Annotated in this window: 22 protein-coding genes and 3 pseudogenes; 14 read left to right on the top strand and 11 right to left on the bottom strand. The window is 59.3% G+C overall.

The window, feature by feature from the left end; all coding sequences use genetic code 11:
* Nucleotides 1-83: 83 nt before the first annotated feature.
* Nucleotides 84-1,295, top strand: coding sequence for an alanine transaminase (gene alaC, locus AACY30_RS08855; RefSeq protein ID WP_339470195.1), 1,212 nt, complete (start codon nucleotides 84-86; stop codon nucleotides 1,293-1,295).
* 160 nt (nucleotides 1,296-1,455) lie between these two features.
* On the opposite strand, the gene AACY30_RS08850 is transcribed toward alaC, so the two are convergent.
* Nucleotides 1,456-2,808: a GntP family permease gene (locus tag AACY30_RS08850; protein ID WP_339470194.1), complete on the bottom strand. Its 1,353-nt coding sequence runs from the start codon at nucleotides 2,806-2,808 to the stop codon at nucleotides 1,456-1,458.
* An 83-nt stretch (nucleotides 2,809-2,891) separates the two neighbouring features.
* Nucleotides 2,892-3,425, bottom strand: coding sequence for a gluconokinase (locus tag AACY30_RS08845; protein ID WP_339470192.1), 534 nt, complete (start codon nucleotides 3,423-3,425; stop codon nucleotides 2,892-2,894).
* 213 nt (nucleotides 3,426-3,638) lie between these two features.
* On the opposite strand from AACY30_RS08845, the gene AACY30_RS08840 reads away from it, so the two are divergent.
* From AACY30_RS08840 to AACY30_RS08820, 5 genes are all read left to right on the top strand, one after another.
* Nucleotides 3,639-4,670, top strand: coding sequence for a LacI family DNA-binding transcriptional regulator (locus AACY30_RS08840; RefSeq protein WP_339540183.1), 1,032 nt, complete (start codon nucleotides 3,639-3,641; stop codon nucleotides 4,668-4,670).
* Nucleotides 4,671-4,805: 135 nt separating this feature from the next.
* Nucleotides 4,806-5,438 (top strand): glutathione S-transferase family protein, encoded by a 633-nt coding sequence (locus AACY30_RS08835; protein WP_339540174.1) that lies wholly within the window; start codon nucleotides 4,806-4,808, stop codon nucleotides 5,436-5,438.
* A gap of 15 nt (nucleotides 5,439-5,453) precedes the next feature.
* Nucleotides 5,454-6,221, top strand: a complete 768-nt coding sequence (locus tag AACY30_RS08830) for an NAD-dependent epimerase/dehydratase family protein (protein ID WP_339540173.1) — start codon at nucleotides 5,454-5,456, stop codon at nucleotides 6,219-6,221.
* 112 nt (nucleotides 6,222-6,333) lie between these two features.
* The gene (locus AACY30_RS08825) at nucleotides 6,334-7,749 is read left to right on the top strand and encodes an MFS transporter (RefSeq protein WP_339540172.1); all 1,416 of its coding nucleotides are present in this window, start codon (nucleotides 6,334-6,336) and stop codon (nucleotides 7,747-7,749) included.
* A gap of 132 nt (nucleotides 7,750-7,881) precedes the next feature.
* On the top strand, nucleotides 7,882-8,379 hold the full coding sequence (locus tag AACY30_RS08820) for a hypothetical protein (RefSeq protein ID WP_339540171.1): 498 nt from the start codon (nucleotides 7,882-7,884) through the stop codon (nucleotides 8,377-8,379).
* A 69-nt stretch (nucleotides 8,380-8,448) separates the two neighbouring features.
* Here AACY30_RS08820 and AACY30_RS27405 read toward each other — a convergent pair.
* From AACY30_RS27405 to AACY30_RS08810, 3 genes and pseudogenes are all read right to left on the bottom strand, one after another.
* A pseudogene (locus tag AACY30_RS27405) lies at nucleotides 8,449-8,868 on the bottom strand (methyl-accepting chemotaxis protein); the annotation flags it as partial.
* 123 nt (nucleotides 8,869-8,991) lie between these two features.
* Nucleotides 8,992-9,768, bottom strand: a pseudogene (locus AACY30_RS27400) (PAS domain-containing protein); the annotation flags it as partial.
* Between the two features lie 166 nt (nucleotides 9,769-9,934).
* Nucleotides 9,935-10,804 (bottom strand): LysR family transcriptional regulator, encoded by an 870-nt coding sequence (locus AACY30_RS08810; RefSeq protein WP_339540169.1) that lies wholly within the window; start codon nucleotides 10,802-10,804, stop codon nucleotides 9,935-9,937.
* Nucleotides 10,805-10,899: 95 nt separating this feature from the next.
* Here AACY30_RS08810 and gstA point away from each other — a divergent pair, with 95 nt between their 5' ends.
* The 3 genes and pseudogenes from gstA to AACY30_RS08795 all read left to right on the top strand — a co-directional run.
* A complete protein-coding gene (gene gstA / locus AACY30_RS08805) occupies nucleotides 10,900-11,508 on the top strand; it encodes a glutathione transferase GstA (protein WP_339540168.1) in 609 nt (202 codons plus the stop codon).
* Nucleotides 11,509-11,748: 240 nt separating this feature from the next.
* Entirely contained in the window at nucleotides 11,749-12,186 is a 438-nt protein-coding gene (locus AACY30_RS08800; RefSeq protein ID WP_339540167.1) for a GNAT family N-acetyltransferase, read from the top strand.
* A gap of 58 nt (nucleotides 12,187-12,244) precedes the next feature.
* Nucleotides 12,245-12,470: pseudogene (locus AACY30_RS08795) on the top strand (methyltransferase); the annotation flags it as partial.
* A gap of 113 nt (nucleotides 12,471-12,583) precedes the next feature.
* Here the strand turns inward: AACY30_RS08795 and def are convergent.
* The 3 genes from def to AACY30_RS08780 all read right to left on the bottom strand — a co-directional run bounded on the left by def (nucleotide 12,584) and on the right by AACY30_RS08780 (nucleotide 14,443).
* Nucleotides 12,584-13,123, bottom strand: a complete 540-nt coding sequence (gene def / locus AACY30_RS08790; protein ID WP_339470178.1) for a peptide deformylase — start codon at nucleotides 13,121-13,123, stop codon at nucleotides 12,584-12,586.
* A gap of 3 nt (nucleotides 13,124-13,126) precedes the next feature.
* Entirely contained in the window at nucleotides 13,127-14,077 is a 951-nt protein-coding gene (locus AACY30_RS08785) for a YihY/virulence factor BrkB family protein (RefSeq protein ID WP_339417097.1), read from the bottom strand.
* 180 nt (nucleotides 14,078-14,257) lie between these two features.
* Entirely contained in the window at nucleotides 14,258-14,443 is a 186-nt protein-coding gene (locus AACY30_RS08780) for a CsbD family protein (protein ID WP_339540165.1), read from the bottom strand.
* 199 nt (nucleotides 14,444-14,642) lie between these two features.
* Here AACY30_RS08780 and AACY30_RS08775 point away from each other — a divergent pair, with 199 nt between their 5' ends.
* Nucleotides 14,643-15,020: a hypothetical protein gene (locus AACY30_RS08775; protein ID WP_339417100.1), complete on the top strand. Its 378-nt coding sequence runs from the start codon at nucleotides 14,643-14,645 to the stop codon at nucleotides 15,018-15,020.
* Nucleotides 15,021-15,098: 78 nt separating this feature from the next.
* On the opposite strand, the gene fadD1 is transcribed toward AACY30_RS08775, so the two are convergent.
* Nucleotides 15,099-16,790: a long-chain-fatty-acid--CoA ligase FadD1 gene (gene fadD1, locus AACY30_RS08770; RefSeq protein WP_065873541.1), complete on the bottom strand. Its 1,692-nt coding sequence runs from the start codon at nucleotides 16,788-16,790 to the stop codon at nucleotides 15,099-15,101.
* A 382-nt stretch (nucleotides 16,791-17,172) separates the two neighbouring features.
* Nucleotides 17,173-18,861, bottom strand: coding sequence for a long-chain-fatty-acid--CoA ligase FadD2 (gene fadD2, locus AACY30_RS08765; RefSeq protein ID WP_339470174.1), 1,689 nt, complete (start codon nucleotides 18,859-18,861; stop codon nucleotides 17,173-17,175).
* Nucleotides 18,862-19,095: 234 nt separating this feature from the next.
* Here fadD2 and AACY30_RS08760 point away from each other — a divergent pair, with 234 nt between their 5' ends.
* A complete protein-coding gene (locus AACY30_RS08760; RefSeq protein WP_339470172.1) occupies nucleotides 19,096-20,040 on the top strand; it encodes an alpha/beta hydrolase in 945 nt (314 codons plus the stop codon).
* A 71-nt stretch (nucleotides 20,041-20,111) separates the two neighbouring features.
* The gene (locus AACY30_RS08755; protein WP_339417104.1) at nucleotides 20,112-20,582 is read left to right on the top strand and encodes a MaoC family dehydratase; all 471 of its coding nucleotides are present in this window, start codon (nucleotides 20,112-20,114) and stop codon (nucleotides 20,580-20,582) included.
* A 145-nt stretch (nucleotides 20,583-20,727) separates the two neighbouring features.
* Here the strand turns inward: AACY30_RS08755 and AACY30_RS08750 are convergent, their stop codons facing one another.
* Entirely contained in the window at nucleotides 20,728-21,195 is a 468-nt protein-coding gene (locus AACY30_RS08750) for a ferritin-like domain-containing protein (RefSeq protein WP_339470171.1), read from the bottom strand.
* Nucleotides 21,196-21,401: 206 nt separating this feature from the next.
* Between AACY30_RS08750 and AACY30_RS08745 the strand changes: the two genes are divergently transcribed.
* Nucleotides 21,402-21,638: a DUF3820 family protein gene (locus AACY30_RS08745; protein WP_010208204.1), complete on the top strand. Its 237-nt coding sequence runs from the start codon at nucleotides 21,402-21,404 to the stop codon at nucleotides 21,636-21,638.
* A gap of 9 nt (nucleotides 21,639-21,647) precedes the next feature.
* A complete protein-coding gene (locus tag AACY30_RS08740) occupies nucleotides 21,648-22,823 on the top strand; it encodes an aminotransferase class V-fold PLP-dependent enzyme (RefSeq protein WP_339540164.1) in 1,176 nt (391 codons plus the stop codon).
* Nucleotides 22,824-22,835 lie beyond the last annotated feature (12 nt).

Here is a 22,835-nt window from a genome sequence, read left to right as displayed (position 1 = left end):
ACCGTATTGTCTGCCCCGCAGGCCACCGCAGTGGCCGACGTCGCTCGGACGGTTCCGGGCGCTTACGTACTCTCGAGGCAACAATGGCTGACCAAGGTTTGCCGCGCCGCTTTGCGCGCATAGATCGACTCCCCCCTTACGTGTTCAATATCACTGCCGAGCTGAAGATGGCTGCGCGTCGGCGCGGCGAAGACATCATCGACTTGAGCATGGGTAACCCTGACGGCCCGACCCCACCGCATATCGTGGAGAAAATGGTCACCGTCGCCCAGCGTGAAGACACCCACGGCTACTCCACCTCCAAAGGCATTCCGCGCCTGCGCCGGGCGATTTCGCGCTGGTACAAAGACCGCTATGAAGTGGACATCAACCCGGAAACCGAGGCCATCGTGACCATCGGTTCCAAGGAAGGCCTGGCGCACTTGATGCTGGCCACCCTGGACCAGGGCGACACTGTTTTGGTGCCGAACCCGAGCTACCCGATCCACATCTACGGTGCCGTGATTGCCGGCGCCCAGGTCCGCTCGGTGCCGCTGATTCCTGGCGTGGACTTCTTCGCTGAACTGGAACGGGCGATTCGCGGTTCGATCCCCAAACCGAAGATGATGATCCTGGGCTTCCCGTCCAACCCCACTGCGCAGTGCGTGGAGTTGGATTTCTTCGAGCGTGTGATTGCGCTGGCCAAGCAGTACGACGTGCTGGTGGTGCACGACCTGGCCTACGCCGACATCGTCTACGACGGCTGGAAAGCCCCGTCGATCATGCAGGTGCCGGGCGCCAAGGACATTGCGGTGGAGTTTTTCACCCTGTCCAAGAGCTACAACATGGCCGGCTGGCGCATCGGTTTCATGGTGGGTAACCCGGAACTGGTCAACGCCCTGGCGCGGATCAAGAGTTATCACGACTACGGCACTTTCACTCCGCTGCAAGTGGCGGCGATTGCGGCGCTGGAAGGCGATCAGCAGTGCGTGAAGGACATTGCCGAGCAGTATCGCCAGCGGCGTAACGTGCTGGTCAAGGGCCTGCATGAGCTGGGCTGGATGGTCGAGAATCCAAAGGCGTCGATGTACGTCTGGGCGAAAATCCCCGAAGCGTATGCTGCCATGGGCTCGCTGGAGTTTGCCAAGAAGTTGCTGCTGGAAGCCAAGGTGTGTGTGTCACCGGGGATTGGGTTTGGCGAGTATGGCGATGATCATGTGCGCTTTGCGCTGATCGAGAACCAGGACCGGATTCGCCAGGCAGTGCGGGGAATTCGCGGGATGTTCCGGGCGGATGGCCTGGTCACCAAGGCCTGACCCGACTCACCTGTTGGGATGTGATTAAAACTGTGGGAGCGGGCTTGCTCGCGAAAGCGCAATGTCAGTCAATGGAGTTGGCGACTGATCCACCCCATTCGCGAGCAAGCCCGCTCCCACATTTGCATCGGGTTTTCACCCAAGCTTCAGGGTGTGTACGTCACACCACCAACGACAACAGCATGATAAAGATCAACGCCACGATCGACAGAATCGTCTCCATCGCCGTCCACGTCTTGAACGTCTCAGCCACGGTCATGTTGAAGTACTGCTTCACCAGCCAGAACCCCGCATCGTTGACATGAGACAGGATCAACGAACCCGCCCCTGTCGCCAACACCAGCAGCTCACGGTTAACCCCTGGAATCATGCCTACCACTGGCACCACAATGCCCGCGCCAGTAATGGTCGCCACGGTGGCCGAGCCCGTCGCGACGCGAATCACCGCCGCCACCAGCCACGCCAGCAGGATCGGGTTGATCTGCGCGTTCACCGCCATATGGCCGATCACGTCGCCCACACCGCTGGTCACCAGCATCTGCTTGAAGCCACCACCGGCACCGATGATCAGAATGATCGCGGCGGTCGGCGCAAGGCTGGCGTCGAGCAGCTTGAGGATTTGCTTGGAGTGAATGCCCTGGCGATGGCCGAAGGTATACAGCGACAGCAGCAACGCCAGCAGCAGCGCAGTGATCGGGTGACCGATCATGTCCATCCAGTTGCGCACCACGCTGCCTTCGGCAAACGCGATGTCGGCAAAGGTTTTGAGCAGCATCAGGAACACCGGCAGCAGCACGGTGACCAGGGTGATGCCAAAGCTCGGCAACGACTTGTTATCGGTATCGCGGGCCAGTTGGTCGACCAGTTCCTGGGACGGGTTGCCCGGGATGTACTTGGCGATAAACGTACCGAAGATCGGGCCGGCGATGATGGCAGTCGGCAGTGCGACGATCAGGCCGTACAGGATGGTCTTGCCGATGTCCGCGCCAAACACGCCGATGGCCAGCAGCGGGCCCGGGTGCGGTGGCACCAGGCCGTGTACGGCCGACAGGCCGGCCAGCAGCGGGATGCCGATCTTGATCAGCGACACGCCGGTGCGTCGCGCGACGATGAATACCAGCGGGATCAGCAAGACAAAACCGATCTCGAAGAACAGCGGGATACCCACCAGGAACGCGGCAAACATCATCGCCCACTGGACCTTGTCCTTGCCAAAGGCGCGGATCAGGGTCTGGGCGATCTGATCGGCGCCGCCGGATTCGGCCATCATCTTGCCGAGCATGGTGCCCAGCGCGAGGATGATGCCGACAAAGCCGAGCACCCCGCCGAAACCGTCCTGGAACGCCTTGATGATCTTGTCCACGGGCATGCCCGAGGTCAGGCCGAGGAAGCCGGCCGCGATGATCAGTGCAATGAACGGGTGCACCTTGAACTTGGTGATCAGAACGATCAACCCGATGATAGTGACCACTGCGTCTAGCAGCAGGTAGGACTCGTGGGACATGCCAAACATGGGGGGTCTCTCCTGTTTGTTGTTGTTATTAAAGCGGGTGTTGAATCTTTCGCCGGGGATAGCGCTATCTTTCCGGCAAAAAATTATCGGGTTGGTTCAAAGCCGTGTTGCAGCCACCAGGTGTTGGTCTGCTCGGCCAGTTCCTCGATGCTGTCTTCGCTGGCGTTGAGGGCCAGGGTCAGCGGTTCGCCTATCGGCGATTCGAGGGTAGCGAACTGGCTGTCGATCAGGCTGGCCGGCATGAAATGGCCGGGGCGATGGGACACGCGGTCGGCGGCCACTTCGCGGGTCAGCTCCAAAAAGACAAACCCCAGGCCCGGCGCGGCTTCGCGCAGGTGGTCGCGGTATTTTTTCTTGAGTGAGGAGCAGGTGAGCACCGGGTGTTCGCCGGCCTTGAGCGAACGGCGCAGTTCCTCGCACAGGATGTCGAGCCAGCCGGCGCGGTCGTCGTCGTCGAGGGGGTGGCCGGCGCTCATCTTTTCGATATTCGCGGCGGGGTGAAAGCTGTCGCCTTCAATGGCGGTGGCGCCGTTCAGCCGGCACAGGGCCTCGCTGACGCTGGTCTTGCCACAGCCGGCAACACCCATGATAACCAGGGCGGTAACAGGTTGACTCATGAAACACCTCAGGACGCAGATAGCGCTACCTTTGCACGCTGTAAGGCTAGTGCAAAAACAGGCTTTTCCCGCGCCGTCTTGTCTTTTTTTATGGAGTGACGCGTGCATCCGCTCCAATCATTCGAACGGGATCAGGCAACCCAACGTTCAAGCATTTGCAGCCGTTTGGAGACAGCGCTACCTTAGTGCCTCGATTTTTGTTTGGCAAGCCGCCTGATGACCTCTAAGAACGATAAAAAATTGCGCACCACGGGTCGCCCGACCCTTAACGAGGTCGCCCGCCTGGCCGGCGTCAGCCCGATTACCGCGTCGCGCGCCCTGCGTGGCATCAGCACCGTCGCCACCGAGCTGGTGGAAAAAGTGCAGCAGGCCGCCGCCGAACTCAACTACGTGGTCAACCCCGCCGCCCGCGCCCTGGCCTCGGCCCAGAGCCATTCGGTGGTGGTGTTGGTGCCGTCGCTGTCCAACCTGCTGTTCATCGAAACCCTTGAAGCCATTCACCAAGTGCTGCGGCCCAAGGGCTTTGAAGTGTTGATCGGTAACTTCCACTATTCGCGTGATGAAGAAGAAAACCTGCTGCGCAACTACATGGCCTACCAGCCACGTGGATTGCTACTCACCGGGTTCGATCGCACCGAAAGCGCCCGACGGATGGTCGAGGCCAGCAACGTGCCCTGCGTGTACATGATGGACCTGGACCCGAATGCCGGCGTGAACTGCGTGGGTTTCTCGCAGCTGGCGGCGGGTGAAACGGCGGCAGCGCATTTGCTGTCCCGTGGGTACAAACGATTGGCGTATATCGGCGCGCAACTGGACCAACGCACCTTGCTGCGTGGCGAAGGTTTCCGCGGGGCGCTGCAACAGACCGGCCTGTATGACCCGGCGCTGGAATTGCTGACACCGCGGCCCTCTTCGGTCGGCTTGGGTGGCGAGCTGTTTTTGCAGCTGTTGGCCGCCCATCCGGATGTGGATGCGATCTTCTTTGGCAACGACGACCTGGCCCAAGGCGCGCTGCTGGAAGCCATGCGCCATGGCATCAAGGTGCCGGAGCGCGTCGCGGTGCTGGGTTTCAACGACCTGCCCGCCTCGTCCTATATGGTGCCGCGCCTGAGCAGCATCAGCACGCCGCGTGAAGCGATTGGCCGGCGTTCGGCGGAGCATTTGCTGACGATCATGGCGGGTAACAAGATCGCCAAGCCGGTGGTGGATATGGGGTTTGAATTGCAGGTGCGGGAGAGTACCTGACCTGTAATGCAGCACACCCTCCAATGTGGGAGCTGGCTTGCCAGCTCCCACATTTTTTACCGTGCCCGCGTTGAAATATCGCCGTAGCTTCCTGCCCCTGCTAGATTGGCTGCTCTCCATCGCAAGGGAAGCACCATGGGACACTCACTGAAAATCCTCGGCCGCACGTCCTCCATCAACGTGCGCAAAGTGCTATGGACCTGCCAGGAACTGGGCATCGACTACCAGCGCGAAGACTGGGGCATCGGCTTCAAGCCCACCCAGTCCGCTGAATTCCTCGCCTTGAACCCCAACGCCCAAATCCCCGTGCTGATCGACGACCACGGCGTGCTGTGGGAGTCCAACACCATCTGCCGCTACCTCGTGAACCTCTACCAACGGCATGACCTGCTGCCCGCCGAACCTGCGCCGCGGGCCCGGATCGAGCAATGGATAGACTGGCAAGCCATCGAACTCAACCGCGCCTGGGGCGATGCGTTCACGGCCTTGGTGCGCAACAACCCGCATGGTCTGGACGCCGCGCAGATCGCCGCTGCTGTGCAGGTCTGGAACGACAAGATGGGCATTCTGGAACAACAGCTCGTTCGCACAAACGCTTACGTGGCCGGTGATGAATTCACCCTCGCCGACATCCTGATCGGGCTGTCGGTGCACCGCTGGCAGATGACGCCTATGGAGCGCCCGCCCTACCCGGCCATTGCCGCGTACTATCAGCGACTGGGCCAGCACCAAGGGTTCCAGGCTTTCGCCCTTGACGGCCATAACTAAAATAAGGACTCCACCGTGAAAGGCCTCAACGTACTGCTCACTGGCGCCTGCGGCAGAATCGGCAAGACGTTTTTCGAAGCCTCGAAAGACCGCTACCGTTTCACCCTCACGGACCGTATCGCGCCGAATTTCGACCTGGCCGAGCACCGTTTTGTGCACGCCGACCTCAGCGACCCATCCAGCCTGGTCGCCCTGCTCGACGGCATCGAGGTTATCGTGCACCTGTCAGGTATTCCGCACGCCAGCGCCTCATTCGACGAATTGCTGCCCAACAATATCCTCGCCACCACCTACCTGTTCGAAGCCGCCGTGGCCGCCGGGGTAAAACGCCTGGTGTTCGCCAGCAGCGCCCAGACCATCGAAGGCTACCCGGTAGACCGCCAGATCACGCCTGGCATGCAGGTCATGCCCGCCAACCTGTATGGCGTGAGCAAATGCTATGGCGAAGCGCTGTGTGGTTACTACGCAGCCAAAACGCCACTTTCGACGATCGCCCTGCGCATCGGCGCCTTTGAATTCCCCGAAACCCACGACCTGAACAACGCCCGCGACCTCAGCGCCTGGCTCAGCCCGCGTGATGCGGTGCAGTTGCTGCAGCGTTCGGTGGAGGCTGAAGGCGTGAAGCACCTGATCGCCCATGGCATATCCAATAACCGCTTCAAGCGCTTGGACCTGAGCGAAACCACACGCGTGCTGGGTTACCAACCGGTGGACGACGCCTTCCAGACGTTCGAAATACCCATAGCCTACGGAGGCTCTGCGCCACAAAACCTTGAAATATGAAGTTTTGGCGCAATAAATCGGTGAATGTGCAGCCAAACATGCACAACTTCACAAGCACCGATTTCCGTTAGCCCGCTAAGATTCCAGGTCACTGCCCCTGGAATCTCCTCCCATGTCCACACTCACCGCCTCTGCCGCCGACGGCATCGACCCCCTCCGTGCAGCCCATATCAGCGCGCGCATCGACCGCCTGCCCGCCGTTGCGACGGTCTGGCGCCTGGTGGCACTGCTGTCGATTGGCGGCTTTTTCGAGCTGTATGACCTGTTCCAGACCGCCTATATCAGCCCCGGCTTGATCAGCGACGGGATTTTCCATACCGGCAGCGCGGGCGTATTCGGCTTCTCCGACCAAGCCGCGTTCGCCTCGGTAACCTTCCTTGGCCTGTTCCTCGGCGCCAGCCTGCTCAGCCCCATCGCCGACCGCTATGGTCGGCGGGCGATCTTCACCTTTGCGTTGATCTGGTACACCGTCGCCACCGTGTTGATGGGTATCCAGACCTCCGCCGTGGGCATCATCTGCATGCGTTTTCTGGTGGGGATTGGCCTGGGCATTGAGCTGGTGACCATCGACGCCTACCTCTCGGAACTGGTGCCCAAGCGCATGCGCAGCTCGGCGTTTGCCTTCGCATTCTTTATCCAATTTCTGTCAGTGCCGGCCGTGGCATTGATGTCGTGGTGGCTGGTGCCGCAAGCGCCGTTCGGCGTGTCCGGCTGGCGCTGGGTGGTACTGTCGAGCGCGGTGTTTGCGTTGTTTATCTGGCAACTGCGCAAACGCCTGCCGGAGTCACCGCGTTGGCTTGCGCAAAAGGGCCGCTTCGAAGAAGCCGGTGCGATCCTGGATAACCTGGAGGCGCGCTGTCAGAAAGATCACGGCAAACCGCTGGACGAACCCGAGCCGCAGGCCGTCAGCGTGCAGGGCAGTGGCCGTTTTGCCGACATCTGGCAACCGCCGTACCGTCGCCGCGCGTTGATGCTGATTGTGTTTCATGTGTTTCAGGCCATCGGCTTTTTCGGCTTTGGCAATTGGTTGCCGGCGCTGCTTTCGGGCCAGGGCGTCAGCGTGACCCACAGCTTGCTCTACGCCTTTATCATCACACTCGCCTACCCGCTGGGGCCGTTGCTGTTTGTGAAAGTGGCCAACCGCTTTGAAAACAAATGGCAGATCGTCGGCTCAGCCATGGGCGCGGTGATCTTCGGCAGCCTGTTCGCGCTGCAAACCACGGCGGTGGGGCTGGTGATCTGCGGGGTGATGATCACGTTCTGCAATGCCTGGCTGAGCTTCAGCTATCACTCGTACCAGAGCGAGCTGTTCCCCACCAACATCCGCGCGCGGGCGGTGGGGTTCTGTTATTCGTTCAGCCGTTTGTCCACGGTGTTCAGCAGCCTGTTGATCGGTTTTATCCTTGAACACCTGGGCACGCCAGGGGTGTTGGCGTTTATTGCCAGCAGCATGTTGATCGTGATGATCACCATCAGTTGGTTCGGGCCGCGTACGCGTAACTTGGCATTGGAAAATATCGCCCATTGACGGCAACGGTTGGCCGCCTGCGGGACACTACTTGCCGCGGCGGCGACATCATCCCCAATAAAACCGGGCGCTTCGCACCCGGCACGCTATTTGCTCCAGCTGTGGCACCGAACACTCCACAGGTGACCGATCATGCTGGTTAACAACAACACACAAGCCATGTCGACCGTTCAACAGATCAAACGGCCTGATATGGACCCTGCCAACGCCGCTGCCAGCGCGCTGTACAGCGGTGCCCTGCAGGCGACGCAGCAAAGCGTGACCATGCCGGCCGCGCAAAAGGAACTGGACAAGGCTACCGACCGTATCGACGAAGCCTTCGCCAAGACCCGCGTGCAACTGCAGGCCTCCGCTTCGGCCTCCGATGTGCCGGCGACCAGCGCTACCTCCGGCGCGCGGGCGGATTTTACCGACTACATGAGCAAGACGCCGGCCGAGCGTATCCGTGAGCAATTGCTCAAGGAACAGGGTTTGACCGAGGCGGATGTGCAGAACATGTCGCAGGAAAAGCAGGACGCTATTTCCAAGCAAGTGGCTGACCGTTTGAAGCAGCAACAAGAGCAGCAGGTAGCGGCGAAGACGGTTGAGCCTCAGGCGCAAACCGTGAAAGAAACCTTGGCCGCGATCTAATCTTGTTCGACCTGTAATGAGCGGGCTTGTCGAGTCGTCGCACAGCCCGCTCTACAAGCCTGCTCAGTGTTACTGAAGTTGTAGGGTCGAGTTGAACAGCCCGATCGCATCCACCACATGCCGTGACCCTTCCTGAATCTCCAGGATCACCTGCCCCGCTTCATTTGCCAGCTCCACCCCGAGCCCCGTGCGGCTCAAGCTCGATTGCATGCTCGACACCGCGCTCAGCGACAGGTCGTGGTTCTTGCGCACCACACCCACTATCTCCACCGTCGCTTGGCTGGTGCGCGCCGCGAGGCTGCGCACTTCGTCGGCCACCACTGCAAAGCCGCGCCCTTGCTCACCGGCCCGCGCTGCTTCAATTGCAGCGTTCAGCGCGAGCATATTGGTTTGCTCGGCAATGCCGCTGATGGTCTGGACGATGGCGCCGATGATGTCCGACTGCTTGTTGACCGCATCAATGCTCTCGGCGGCCTGGTTCAAGTCGTGGGAAATCTGTTCGATGATCTGCACGGTTTGCTGCACCACCTCCGAGCCCTTGCGCGCGCAGGCATCGTTTTGCACCGAGGTGGCGTGGGCCGAGTCGGCAGCGGTGCGCAGGGTGGTGACCTGGTCGGTAATGTCGCTCGCGAACTTCACCACTTTGTACAAGCGGCCATTGGGGTCGAAGATCGGGTTGTAGGAGGCTTCCAGGAACAGGGTCTTGCCGTATTTGTTTTTGCGCTCGAAGCGGTGTGAATGGTATTCACCGCGATTGAGGGAAGCCCAGAATGCAGTGTAGGCCGGCGACTCCACTTCGTTGCGGTGGCAGAACATGCTGTGGTGCTGGCCGACGATTTCATCCAGAGAATACTGCACGGTCTTCAGGAAGTTTTCGTTGGCATTGAGAATCTGGCCCTGAGGCGTGAACTCGATGACTGCCATGGAACGGCCGATGGCGTCGATCAGGCTCTGGTTTTCATGTTCGTGGTGAACCCGCGCAGAAATATCCGACGCGACTTTGATCACGCTCTGCACCTGATTGTCCTTGTCCAGCACCGGCATGTAGCTGGCTTCCAGCCACACCTCCTGGCCGTGCTTGTTCAAGCGCATGAAGGTGCCACTCAGCGCCTCGCCCCGCGCCAAGTCGCGCCATAGCTTGGCGTAACCGTCGGTGTGGGTGTAGGCCTCGTCGCAAAAGAGGCGGTGATGCTTGCCGCGAATCTCCTCGGCGCTGTAGCCCATGGTTTTGCAGAAGTTGTCGTTGGCGTCGAGGATCACGCCACTGGCGTCGAACTCGATCATGGCCATGGAGCGGCTGATGGCCGCGAGTTTGGCGTTGGTTTCGGTAAGTGCGCAGGAAAAGCGTTGGATTTCAAGCAGGTCGGATTTGTGATGGCGGTTGAACATGGTCAGATCACCCTGGATTCCCGGCGCACGGAAGGCGCGTTCCATTCATATGTTGGGTAGTGCTGGTACACCTTCATGGGGAATAACCATCCAAATCGCTTTATCTGCCAAGCGTCATCAACGGTTATGGGTGAGCATAGACAGGGCTAGGCACTATGCAAGGTCACTAATCAGCCAGCATTTCTAATAAAGCGCGGGCAGCGGCTGAAGGGTCACGGGTGGGCGAGCCGACCAAGGCAAACTCACGGTGCAGCGGCACCGTCAGCGGCATCACGCGCAAGCCTTTGCGCTGGGCCGGCAGAGCCATTTCCGGCACCAGCGTAACGCCCACGCCCTCGCGCACCAGGCTGAACGCGCTGTTCCATTCGCGCACTTCCACGCGGATATCGCGCAGCGTCAGCCCCGCTGCGGCGCCCAGGCTGCGCGCATTCGCGGTACACCCACCGGTGGCGAGCACGAACGGCTGCTCAAGAAATTCCTCAAGCGACACACTGGCATCGGCCGGACGTTGCGCCAGCGCATGCTCCACCGGTAGTACGGCCATCCAGAAGTCCCGGCCCAATACCGTGGCATTGCGCTCGGGCTTGGGGTTGAGCACTACACCCAAGTCGATCAACTCCGCGTCGAGCAAGGTGAGCACTTCGTTGTCGGTGACATCCAGGGTGGTCACCTCGATCCCCGGATAAAGCTGGGCAAAGCGCTGCAACAACGGCGTCAGGAACCTGGCCAGCACCATGGGAAAACTGGCGATGCGAATCGTCCCACGCAGCATTGGGCGGGCTTCATCCACGGTGCTGCGAATGGTCTGCAAGGCTTTGAGCATCACCCGCGCCTGTTCGATCACACTCAAGCCCAGTGCGGTGGGCAAGGTCTTGCGTGGTGCACGGGTAAACAGCTGCGCGCCCAGGGTCGCCTCCATGCCGGCCATGGCCTGGCTGGCGGCGGATTGAGTCATACCGACGCGCTCGGCGGCGGCAGTGATGCTGCCGTGATCGGCCACGGCCACCAGCAGGCGCCAGTGCATCAGGTTCATCATGGCATTCGCTGTCCTTATGGCAGGGTCTGAAGGTTTAATTTTACGCACGGTGCCATGCCCGCGAGACTGGCGCAAATTCAACGGAGCTGTTCAAGATGAAACTGTATTTCTTCCCCCACGCCTGCTCCCTCGCACCGCATATCGTGCTGCGCGAACTGGCGTTGCCGTTCGACCTGGTGCGGGTCGATAACCAGGCCAAGACCACCGCCGACGGCGAAGACTTCCTGCAGATCAACCCCAAGGGCTACGTTGCAGCGCTGAAACTGGACAACGGCCAGGTGCTGACCGAAGCCAGCGCGATCCTGCAGTATCTGGCTGACCTGAAACCCACAGCAAATCTAGCGCCGGCCAATGGTCGCTGGGAGCGTGTGCGTTTGCAGGAATGGCTGAATTTTATCGCCACCGAAGTGCATGGTGGGTTGGCGGTGTTCTTCAATGATGCGATTCAGGGCGAGGTGCGGGCCATGTTCCAGGCGACGCTGTTCAAGCGTTTTGCGGTGCTGGTGCAGACGCTGGAACGCCAGGATTACTTGCTGGGTTCGCAGTTCTCAGTAGCGGATGCGTACCTGTTCGTGGTGCTGCGCTGGGCGGCCTTTCACGCGATTGATCTGAGCGAGTGGCCGGCGCTGGCGGCATTTCAGCAGCGGTTGGGTGAGCGGCCAGCAGTGATTGCCTCGCTGGCCGCCGAATCCCCCGAAAGCTGAGTTCATTCAAAAACGGGTCTCAGTGACCGAACAGACCTGTCTCGGTTTTCTTGGCTTTCTTGTCAGCGCGTTTTTCATCGGCGGTCTTTGCCGGTTTTTTCTTCGCGGCTTTCTTTGAATCCATACCTTTGGCCATGATGCGTGCTCCACTGAACAGGGGATGTAGCACTGGGTATACCACCTATTGCGACGTAGAAGGCGCTTATAATCCCCAGCCCTTGATAACGCTGCCTGAACACCATGCCCGAATTACACATCGAACCGCTGGCAGAGCCGTTGTGGCCGCTGCTGAACAAGTTTTACCGCAGCCATAATTCGCCGATGAAGGCGCTCAAGGGCGGGCGTTTGTGGGTGGCCCGGGAGGGTGAGATCGTCGCGGGGCTGTGCCTCACGCCGGTGGCGGGTGGGCAGTGGTTGAGCGGTGTGTGTGTGGCACCCGCGTATCGCGGCCAGGGGTTGGCGGCGCGATTGATTCTTACGGCGGTGGCTGCTTGCGAGGGAACCGTTTGGTTGTTGTGTCATCCGGATCTGGAAGGGCTATACCAGCGCATGGGATTCACACAGGACACGCTGCTGCCGCAATCGCTTAGCGAGCGGTTGGTGCGCTACAAACGCAACAAACCCATGATCGCGATGGGCTTGGATCGTTTGGTGACGTCGACCCCGGATAATGTGTGATCAGCGCCTGCGAGCGCCATGCTAGCCTCGGCGGCACAGTGGCGCTTACAGGATGATCATGAACACGACGCTTGCAGTTCTCTCCCTCACCGCCCTGCTCGCCCCGGTCTTGAGCCAGGCGGCCGAGGCACCGATCAGCGCCAAGCAATACCAGAGCGTGTTCGCCGGCAGTTGGCGCGACCCGGCCAAAGGGCCCTCGACGGCTATCGGCATCCATCGCCGCCGTGCAGGCCGCAAGCAGCAGTGCTTACGCGCACACATCCGAAGAAAACCTGAAGAAAAAGGATGGGAGGACGTTGCGGTTCGTAAAGCCTGCTAAATAACCTGAGCAGAACGCGGGCTCAATGTGGAAGCGGGCTTGCTCGCTCCCACATTTGGACCTCATTGGATCTGAAAGCTATTCGTCAGCAGTGGGCTCGAGCTCCGGGAACATCACGTCAATAAACCCGAACTTACTGAAATCCGTAACTCGTGACGGGTACAACCGGCCGATCAAGTGATCGCACTCATGCTGCACCACCCGCGCATGAAAACCATCGGCAAAACGCACGATAGGCTCACCCTTCGGATCGAAGCCCTCGTAGCGAATCTGCTGGTAACGGCTCACCGCGCCACGCAGGCCCGGCACAGACAGGCAACCTTCGTAGCCCTCCTCCAGCACTGGGCTCAGTGGTGTGATCAGCGGGTTGATCAGGATGGTCTGCGGCACCGGCGGCGCGTCCGGGTAGCGTTCGCTGGACTCGAAACCAAAGATCACCAATTGCAGGTCGACACCAATCTGCGGTGCGGCCAGGCCGACGCCGCCCACATGTTCCATGGTCTGGAACATGTCATCGATCAATTGCCACAGCTCGGGGCTGTCGAACATTTCCGGCGGAACCGGCGGCGCGATACGCAGCAGGCGCTCGTCGCCCATTTTCAGGATTTCACGGATCATCGATCAGACTTCGTCAGGGGTGGGCTTGGAATGGTCCCGGCCGAGGCCTGAGACGTGCTGTTTTTCAGTGGTATGAGCCGGCGCATCAAACTCTTTTTCACCCGGTTCCTTACCTTCGGCGGACATGTGTTCGATCACTGCATTCATCTCCGCACCCAGCAGCAGCACCGCGGCGGAAATATAGAAGTACAGGAGCAGCACGATAATTGCGCCGATACTGCCATACATGGCGTTGTAGTCGGCAAAGGTTTTGACGTAATAGCCAAACCCCAGGGACGCGACGATCCACACCACCACCGCCAGCACCGAGCCTGGCGTGATAAAACGGAATTCCTGCTCGACGTCGGGCATCACGTAGTACATGAGGGCCACGGCGAACATCAGCAGGATCACGATCAGCGGCCAGCGCAGGATGGTCCACAGGGTGACCACGAATTCCTGCATGCCGATCTGCGCGGCGATCCACTCCATCACCTGCGGGCCAAGCACCATCAGCGCGGCGGCGGCCAACAGCATGCCGGCAATACCGATGGTATAGAGAATCGACAGCGGGAAACGCTTCCAGATCGGCCGGCCTTCAACCACGTCGTAGGCGGCGTTCATCGCACTCATCATCAGGCGCACGCCGGCCGAAGCCGTCCACAGCGCGATCACGATACCCACGGACAGCAGGCCACCCTTGGATTGCTGCAACTGGTCGATGACCGGGTTGACCTGCTCCAGCGCCTGGGGCGGCAACACCAGCTCCGACTGCAGGCGCAGCCAGGAGAAGAAATCCGGCAGGTGCAGGAAACCGATCAGCGCGATCAGGAACAGCAGAAAGGGAAACAGCGAGAACAGCATCTGGTAGGCCAGCGCCGAGGCGTAGGTGGGCATCTCGTCATCGACGAATTCCGTGACGGTGCGCACCAGCACTTTGTGCAGTTTGAGGCCTTGTAATACCGGAAAAAGCATAGCGTCTCCTTTCGCCGCAAAAGGTTGAGTTCGTGGGCGACTCAGGGGCCGTTTTCTACATCAAAGTAGCCCATTTGGCGACTTTGAAACAATTTCGAAAGTTTAGTTGCAACGAGGGATACAAAAACGGCCATCCGTGGATGGCCGTCGGGCTGCGTAAAACCAGCCCGCGATTCGAAATTACTGGGTCGCTTTTTTCACAGCGTCTTTGGTATCGCCGACCGCTTTCTGCACTTCGCCTTTCTTTTCCTGTACCACACCTTCAGCGCGCAGTTTGTCGTCGCCAGTCACTTTACCGACACCTTGCTTCACGTTGCCGGCCACTTCGTTCGTTACACCTTTTACCTTATCCGATGTGCTGCTCATGGTATTTCTCCTGGAACAATCGATGGTTTTTGGTCATCACGTAAAGATTGACCCGAGGCGATTTGGCAGAGTTTCAATTATTTTTGCCTGTGCATTTCATCGCCAGTCGCAGGTTGGGCTTTATGTTTTGTGGCCAACCCACGAGAATGCCCGGCACATTCAGGCTACAACGCTGAATAACAGATCCCGTAGGAAGGTTATGAAACTCAATAAAGCACAGGCTATCGCCCGCAGAAACACTGAACTGGGCGGTGCCGTACTCGGCGTCAACAACTGCCACTTCACCGAACTGGACCAGAAACGCAACATCTGGTGGTTCGACCTGCCGCTGGGCCGTATCGCCGTGGGCCAGTACGAGTGGATTCACTTGTTGATGCACAACGCCGAGACTGACCAGTTGCTGCACCTGAAGGTGCCGACGGTGTTTTTGCGTGAGAAGGTCGAAGGCCTGGTGGTGCGTAATGCGGGCAAGCGTAGCCCGGAGATCACCCTGGAGCTGAGTGCGGATAAGGATTCGTTCTTGAAGGACGTGCGCCCGGCGGGTGCAGGCGTGAGCTTCGCCCCGTTCGCCCTGTAAACACCGGATTAAAAATGTGGAGCAGGCTTGCCTGCGATAGCCCAATAAAAACCCCGCATTTGCGGGGTTTTTTATGGGTTACTTTTTCAGACCTAGCTTCTTCAACTCTTCATCGCGCAATTCACGCCGCAGGATCTTGCCCACGTTGGTGGTCGGCAACGCATCACGGAACTCCACCGCCTTGGGCACTTTGTAGGCGGTGACGTTGGCGCGCATATGCTCCATCACCTGCTCCTTGGTCAGGGTTGCGCCCGGCTTGACCACGATAAACAGCTTGATGTGCTCCCCGGACTTCTCGTCCGGCACGCCGATGGCTGCGCACTGCAGCACGCCCGGCAGGCCCGCCAGTACGTCTTCGAGCTCGTTGGGGTACACGTTGAAGCCCGAGACCAGGATCATGTCCTTCTTGCGGTCGACAATGCGCATGTAGCCGTCGGGCTGGATGATCGCGATGTCGCCGGTCTTCAGCCAACCTTCGCTGTCGAGCATCTCGTCGGTGGCGTCCTGGCGCTGCCAGTAACCCTTCATGACTTGCGGGCCCTTGACGCACAGCTCGCCGGTTTCGCCCAGCGCCAGCTCGGTGCCGTCGTCGGAAATGACTTTACACACAGTGGACGGCACCGGAATCCCGATGGTACCGAGCTGGATATGCTGGATCGGGTTCACCGTCGCCACCGGGCTGGTTTCGGTCATGCCGTAACCTTCGCAGATGCCACAGCCGGTCACGGCCTTCCAACGCTCGGCTGCCGCCAGTTGCAGGGCCATACCGCCCGACAAGGTGACTTTCAGCGCAGAGAAGTCCAGCTTGCGGAACGCCTCGTTGTTGCACAGCGCCACGAACAGGGTGTTAAGGCCGACAAAGCCGCTGAACTTCCACTTCGACAGTTCCTTGACCATCGCTGGCAAGTCACGCGGGTTGCTGATCAGGATGTTGTGGTTACCGATCAGCATCATCGCCATGCAATGGAAGGTGAACGCATAGATGTGGTAAAGCGGCAGCGGCGTGATGAGGATCTCGCAGCCTTCGTTGAGGTTGGAGCCCATCAGCGCCTTGCATTGCAGCATGTTGGCGACCAGGTTGCGGTGGGTGAGCATCGCGCCCTTGGCCACGCCGGTGGTACCGCCGGTGTATTGCAGCACGGCCACATCACTGCTGGCCGGGCTGACTTCGTTGACCGCCTGGCCATGGCCCTTGGCGAGTACGTCGTTGAATTTGATCGCCTGTGGCAAGTGGTAAGCCGGGACCATTTTCTTAACGTACTTGATGACGCTGTTGATCAGCAGACGCTTGAGCGGCGGCAACAGGTCGGCGACTTCGGTGACGATCACATGCTTGACGGCGGTCTTGGGCACGACCTTTTCCGCCAGGTGCGCCATGTTGGCCAGGCAGATCAGGGCCTTGGCACCGGAGTCGTTGAATTGGTGTTCCATTTCCCGCGCGGTGTACAGCGGGTTGGTGTTGACCACGATCAGGCCGGCACGGATGGCGCCGAACACCGCGACCGGATATTGCAGGACGTTGGGCAGTTGCACGGCGATTCGATCGCCGGGCTTCAAGTCGGTATGCTGTTGCAGGTAGGCGGCGAAGGCGCCGGACAGTTCGTACAATTCACCGTAGGTGATTGTCTTGCCCAGGTTGCTGAAAGCCGGTTTGTTGGCGAAGCGCTGGCAGGACTGCTTCAGTACCGCCTGAATATTCGGATACTCGTCTGGATTGATTTCTGCAGCAATCCCGGCGGGGTACTTATCCTTCCAAAAGTCTTCGTTCATGGAAGCCCACTCCTCAGCGACGCGAATTCATCATCGCATTTGATGCGATTATTATTGGTGTGTGTTTTTTAGGTGAATCTGGCGCTTTAAAGCAGGCCGAGACGTCACAAAGCGCGCCGAGAGTAGCAGCTTTGCCAAGGGCCGCCTAGAGCCAAACGAGGGCCCTACGGTCATAAACATGACTCAAGAATAGCCAGTGGTCATTTTTAGAGCAAAGATTCTATAAGCTAGAAAACGGCTCTGGAATGCGCGCTACAGAGCGACAAATAAGAATGTGGGAGCGGGCTTGCTCGCGAATGCAGTGGTTCAGTCGATACATTTGGTGACTGATCCCGCGCATTCGCGAGCAAGCCCGCTCCCGCATCTTTTACCCCGTTTCAAATCAGGCGATGTCGCGCAGCTCACGCCGCAGAATTTTCCCCACCGGCGTCATCGGCAACGATTCGCGCAACACAATATGCTTAGGCACTTTGTACCCCGTGAAGTTGGTCTTGCAGTACGCCTTCAACTCCTCAAGGCTCACACCCTCCGCGCGCGCCACCACAAACAGCTTCACCGCCTCCCCGGTGCGTTCATCCGGCACGCCAATCACCGCGCAGTTGGCCACGGCCGGGTGGGCCATCACCACGTCTTCGATTTCGTTGGGGTACACGTTGAAGCCCGAGACGATTATCAGGTCTTTCTTGCGGTCGACGATGCGCACGAAGCCATCGTCATCGATCACCGCGATGTCACCGGTCTTCAGCCACCCCTCGGCGTCCAGGGCCTCGGCGGTGGCGGCCGGTTGCTGCCAGTAGCCCTTCATCACCTGCGGGCCTTTGATGCACAGCTCGCCGCGCTCGCCCAACGGCAGCTCGACGCCCTGATCATCAATCACCTTCATCGCCGTGGCCGGCACCGGAATGCCCACGGTGCCCAGCCGGGATTTGTTGCCGTACGGGTTGGTGCTGGCCACAGGGGAGGTTTCTGTCAGGCCATAGCCCTCACCAATCGCACAACCGGTGATTTGCTCCCAACGCTCAGCTGTGGCCTTGATCAACGCAGTGCCGCCGGAGTTGGTGAGCTTGAGGTGGGAGAAATCCAGGGTCTTGAAGTCCGGGTGGTCCATCAACGCGACAAACAGCGTGTTTAGCCCCAACAACCCGGTAAACCGCCACTTCTTCAGCTCTTTGATAAAGCCGCCGATGTCCCGTGGGTTCGTGATCAGCACGTTATGGTTGCCGGAGACCATCATGCACATGCAGTTCGCGGTGAATGCATAGATGTGGTAAAGCGGCAGCGGCGCGATCATCACCTCCTGCCCTTCCTTGATCAGCGGGTGGCCGTCCTCGCCGGTCTGAGACATGCAGGCGTGCACCTGTTGCATGTTGGCCACCAGGTTGCCGTGGGTGAGCATCGCGCCCTTGGCCAGGCCGGTGGTGCCGCCGGTGTATTGCAGCACGGCGATGTCGTCCAGGGTCATCGGGTGACGGGTAAGACCCAGGCCCGAGCCCATGCGCAACGCCCGCTTGAAGGAGACGGCGCGCGGCAGACTGTAGGCTGGGACCATCTTCTTGACCTTATCAACCAAGGTATTGACCAGCCAGCCCTTGGCGGCGGGCATGAAGTCGCCCATCTTGGCTTCGATCAGGTAGTCGATCTCGGTGTCGCTGCACACTTCCTGCACCCGCGAACCGAACAGGTTGAGGTAGACCAGCGCCCGCACGCCAGCGTCCTTGAACTGATGACGCATCTCGCGCGGGGTGTACAGCGGGTTGGTGTTGACCACGATCAGCCCGGCGCGCAGTGCGCCGAACACGGCAATCGGGTAATGCAGCACGTTGGGCATTTGTACCGCGATACGCTCGCCCGGCTTGAGGTCGGTGTGCTGTTGCAGGTAGCCGGCAAACGCCGCGCTCTGGCGTTCAAGCTCGGCGTAGGTCAGGGTGATGCCCATGTTGCTGAATGCCGGACGGTCGGCAAAAGTCTTGCACGAGCGCTCGAAGACTTCGATCACCGACTTGTAGGCCCCCAGGTCGATGTCATTGGGAACGCCCGCCGCGCGTTTGTCATTCCAGAAATCAGGTTGCATTATTCTTGTCCTCTTACCTGAGTGTGTCCGGCCGCTGCTGCTGCAAAAGTGTACAGCGATAAAAAGCGGAGCTTTGGGGACGTTAGCAGCTATGGCCAAACAGGCAAATACAGGACGGCGCTTCATTGATTGCGTGAATCTTCCTACACGTGCCCGCACTGATCAGACGCTTCCGTGGGATGAGCTATACACTGCAACGCAGACCTTGAGCAGAACGTGAGCAAAGGAACCGCCATGAACCACAGCACCTTCTGGCTGACCGCGAATGACCGCAGCCGCCTGTACGTCAACCAATGGATGCCCGACGGCTGCGCCAAGGCCGTGGTGATGCTGTCCCATGGCATGGCCGAGCACAGCGGTCGTTATGCACGCCTGGCTGAAGCCTTGTGCGGCGCCGGCTACGGTTTATATGCGCTGGACCAGCGGGGCCATGGCCGTACTGCCGATGAAGGCTCCTTGGGCCTCTACGCCGAAAAGGACGGCTGGAACAAAGTGGTGGGCGACCTCGCCAGCCTCAACCAGCATATCGGCCAACAGCAGCCGGGGCTGCCGATCATTCTGCTGGGCCACAGCATGGGCAGTTATATCGCCCAGGCGTACTTGCTGCACCATAGCGCCAGCCTGCATGGGGTGATTCTCAGCGGTTCGAATTTCCAGCCGGTGGCGCTGTATCGCGCCGCACGGGTGATTGCCCGGGCCGAACGCTTGCGCCAGGGCTTGCGCGGGCGCAGTGCGCTGATCGAATTCCTGTCGTTTGGATCGTTCAACAAGGCGTTCAAACCCAATCGCACCGCTTTCGACTGGCTCAGCCGTGACCCGGCCGAAGTTGATAATTACATCAATGACCCGCTGTGTGGGTTCCGCTGCACCAACCAACTGTGGATCGACCTGCTCGGCGGCTTGCAGCAAATCAGCAAAGCGTCCAATCTCGCGCAGATCGATCCGGGCCTGCCGATCCTGGTGATGGGCGGCGAATGTGATCCGGTGAGTGAAGGCAAGCGTCTCAAAAGCCTGGCCCATGCGTTGCGTGAAGCCGGCTGCCAGCACCTGCACCTGAATATCTACCCGCAGGCGCGCCATGAAGTGTTCAATGAAACCAACCGTGATCACGTTACAGCGGATGTGCTGGCGTGGCTCGACCAGGCCCTGACATTACGCAGGCCGACTCGCTGCGAATAACCTCTTTGTGAAAATTAGCCTTTTAAAATCAGCCAATTAAATTACCGATTAGCCACAGGATGCACCTTTAGATGACCCAGGTAACCAACACCCCGTACGAAGCCCTCGAAGTCGGCCAGACCGCCAGCTACAGCAAGCGGGTGGAAGAGCGCGATATCCAGCTGTTCGCCGCCATGTCCGGTGACCACAACCCGGTGCACCTGGACGCCGAATACGCCAAGGCCACCATGTTCAAGGAGCGTATCGCCCATGGCATGTTCAGCGGCGCCCTGATCAGCGCGGCGGTTGCTTGCGAGTTGCCTGGGCCGGGCACGATCTACATTGGCCAGCAGATGAGCTTCCAGAAGCCAGTGAAGATCGGCGACACCCTGACCGTGCGCCTGGAAATTCTCGAGAAGTTGCCGAAGTTTCGTGTGCGGATTGCCACCCGTGTGTTCAACCAGCGTGATGAATTGGTGGTGGACGGTGAGGCGGAGATTTTGGCGCCGCGTAAGCAGCAGGTTGTTACTTTGACCGAGCTGCCGCCAATCAGCATCGGCTGACCCAGATCTTAAGATTCACGCACTACAAATGTGGGAGCGGGCTTGCCCGCGAAAGCGATAGTTCAGTCAATAAAGATGAGACTGAAAAACCGCACTCGCGAGCAAGCCCGCTCCCACATTGTTTACAGCATTTACAGCGCGAAGCTTACGACTGAGCGCGAGCCTGGTTACGCAGGGCTTTTACCTGGTCGTGGTTACGTTGTACGCCGTGGTACTGACGCTCAACCAGATCACGAATACCCAGCAGGTTGTGGTTGTTGATCTTCTCAATCGCTTCACGATAAGCCTTCAGTGCGTGATCTTCACCGCGCTCGGCCTCATTCAGCACAGCTTCTTCATCTTTACCAGTCACCATCGATTTAACATCGACCCAGCCGCGGTGCAGGGCGCCAGAAACACTGCCGGAATCTTCCGGATCGCCACCCAGGGCACGTACGGCGGTTTTCAGTTCAGCTGCAGCTGTCGCGCAATCAGTGGAACGTTTGGCGAACAGTGCTTTGAGTTCTGGGTGCTTGATGTCTTCAGCGCACTCTTTGAAACCTTTCTGACCGTCAATGCTGGTCTCGATCAGGTCGTTGAGTACGGAGATGGATTCTTTATTGATGTCAGTCATTTTTCAATTCCTTTGGCAGGTTAGAAGGTTGCAATAAGAATTGCAGCGTCCGTGCCAGCTTCCTTAAAAAATATTTGTCTTTATAAATCAATAGCTTAAAAATTCTTGAACCTTCTGTATTTGCGTTTTTTGCATGATCTGTCATTTGGCCTTCATGCAGAATGCCTGTATTTTCCACTGCTACGACTGACCTTCACGAAGCGCCCATGAACCCCGAAAAACTCGAACTACTGATCACCCGCGAAATGCCCTTCGGCAAATACAAGGGACGGATCATCGCCGACCTGCCAGGCCCCTACCTGAACTGGTTTGCCCGTGAAGGCTTCCCTCACGGCGAATTGGGGGGGTTGCTGGCATTGATGCAGGAAATCGACAGCAACGGATTGTCTGAATTGCTTGAACCGCTGCGCGCTAAACACGGTAAACCCGCCCCTCGTCATTAAGAGCGCCCTATGCCACGCAATGCAGACAACGAACTTCACTGGCTGGCCATCGCCCAGCGCTATGCCCTGGAACCCGGCCCGATCAATCTGGAAAACGGCTACTTCGGCCACATGAGCCAAGCGGTGCAAACGCAGTACCTGGAACACGTTGCGTTTATCAACCGCAGCAACTCGCTCTATGTGCGTCAGACGTTCGAAACAGGCGAAAACGTCGAGATTCGTCGGCAGTTGGCCGGGCTAATGGATGTCGACCCAGCGTCAGTGGCCTTTACCCGTAACGCCACTGAAGCCCTGCAATCGCTGATCCGCAACTACAACCGCCTGCAACCGGGCGATCAAGTGCTCATCAGTGACCTGGAGTACGACACCGTGAAAGGCGCCATGCGCTGGCTGGCAGGCTATCGCGGCGTGGAGGTGATCGAACTGTCCCACACGCACCCGGCCAGTTTCGACAGCCTGGTGCACACTTATCGCGAAGCGTTCGTTATGTACCCACGCCTCAAAATGATGGCGCTGACCCACGTTACCCACCGCACCGGGCTGGTCATGCCCGTTGCAGCGATTGCCCAGGCGGCGCGCGAGCATGAAATCGATGTGATCCTGGATGGCGCCCACGCTCTGGGCCAGATCGAGTTCAGCCTCGCCGAATTGGGCATTCAGTTTGCCGGCTTCAACTTGCACAAATGGATCGGCGCGCCGTTGACAGTGGGCTTTCTGTACATCGCCCCGGAGCGCCTGGGCGATATCGACACGGACATGGGCGAGTTTCACTACCCGGCTACCGACGTACGCGCGCGCACGTCCTACAGCACGCCGAACTTTCCAGCGCTGATGACCTTGCCGTTAGTGTTTGAAGAGCACCGGGAATTGGGTGGCTCGGCGGCCAAGGGTGCGCGGGTGAACTACCTGCGGGATCGGTGGGTAAGCCAGGTGCGGGCGTTGCCGGGGATTGAAGTGCTGACCCCGGATGATCCGAGGCTGTATTGCGGGATTACGGCGTTCAAGTTTGTCGGGCGGGATCAGCAGGTGATGGTGGATAGGCTGCTCAAGGACTATGACTTGTTTACCACTACCCGCACCGGCGCAGCATTTGGCACCTGTATCCGGGTGACGCCGGGGTTGCTGACTTCATCGGCAGATATCAATGTGTTGGTCCAAGCAATTACCCAACTGAACGCAGATTAAAAATGCAGGAGC

The sequence above is a fragment of the Pseudomonas sp. RA_5y_Pfl1_P24 genome, assembly GCF_963970945.1.
GTDB lineage: Bacteria > Pseudomonadota > Gammaproteobacteria > Pseudomonadales > Pseudomonadaceae > Aquipseudomonas > Aquipseudomonas tritici.
This window is presented reverse-complemented; position numbering and strand designations above follow the sequence as displayed.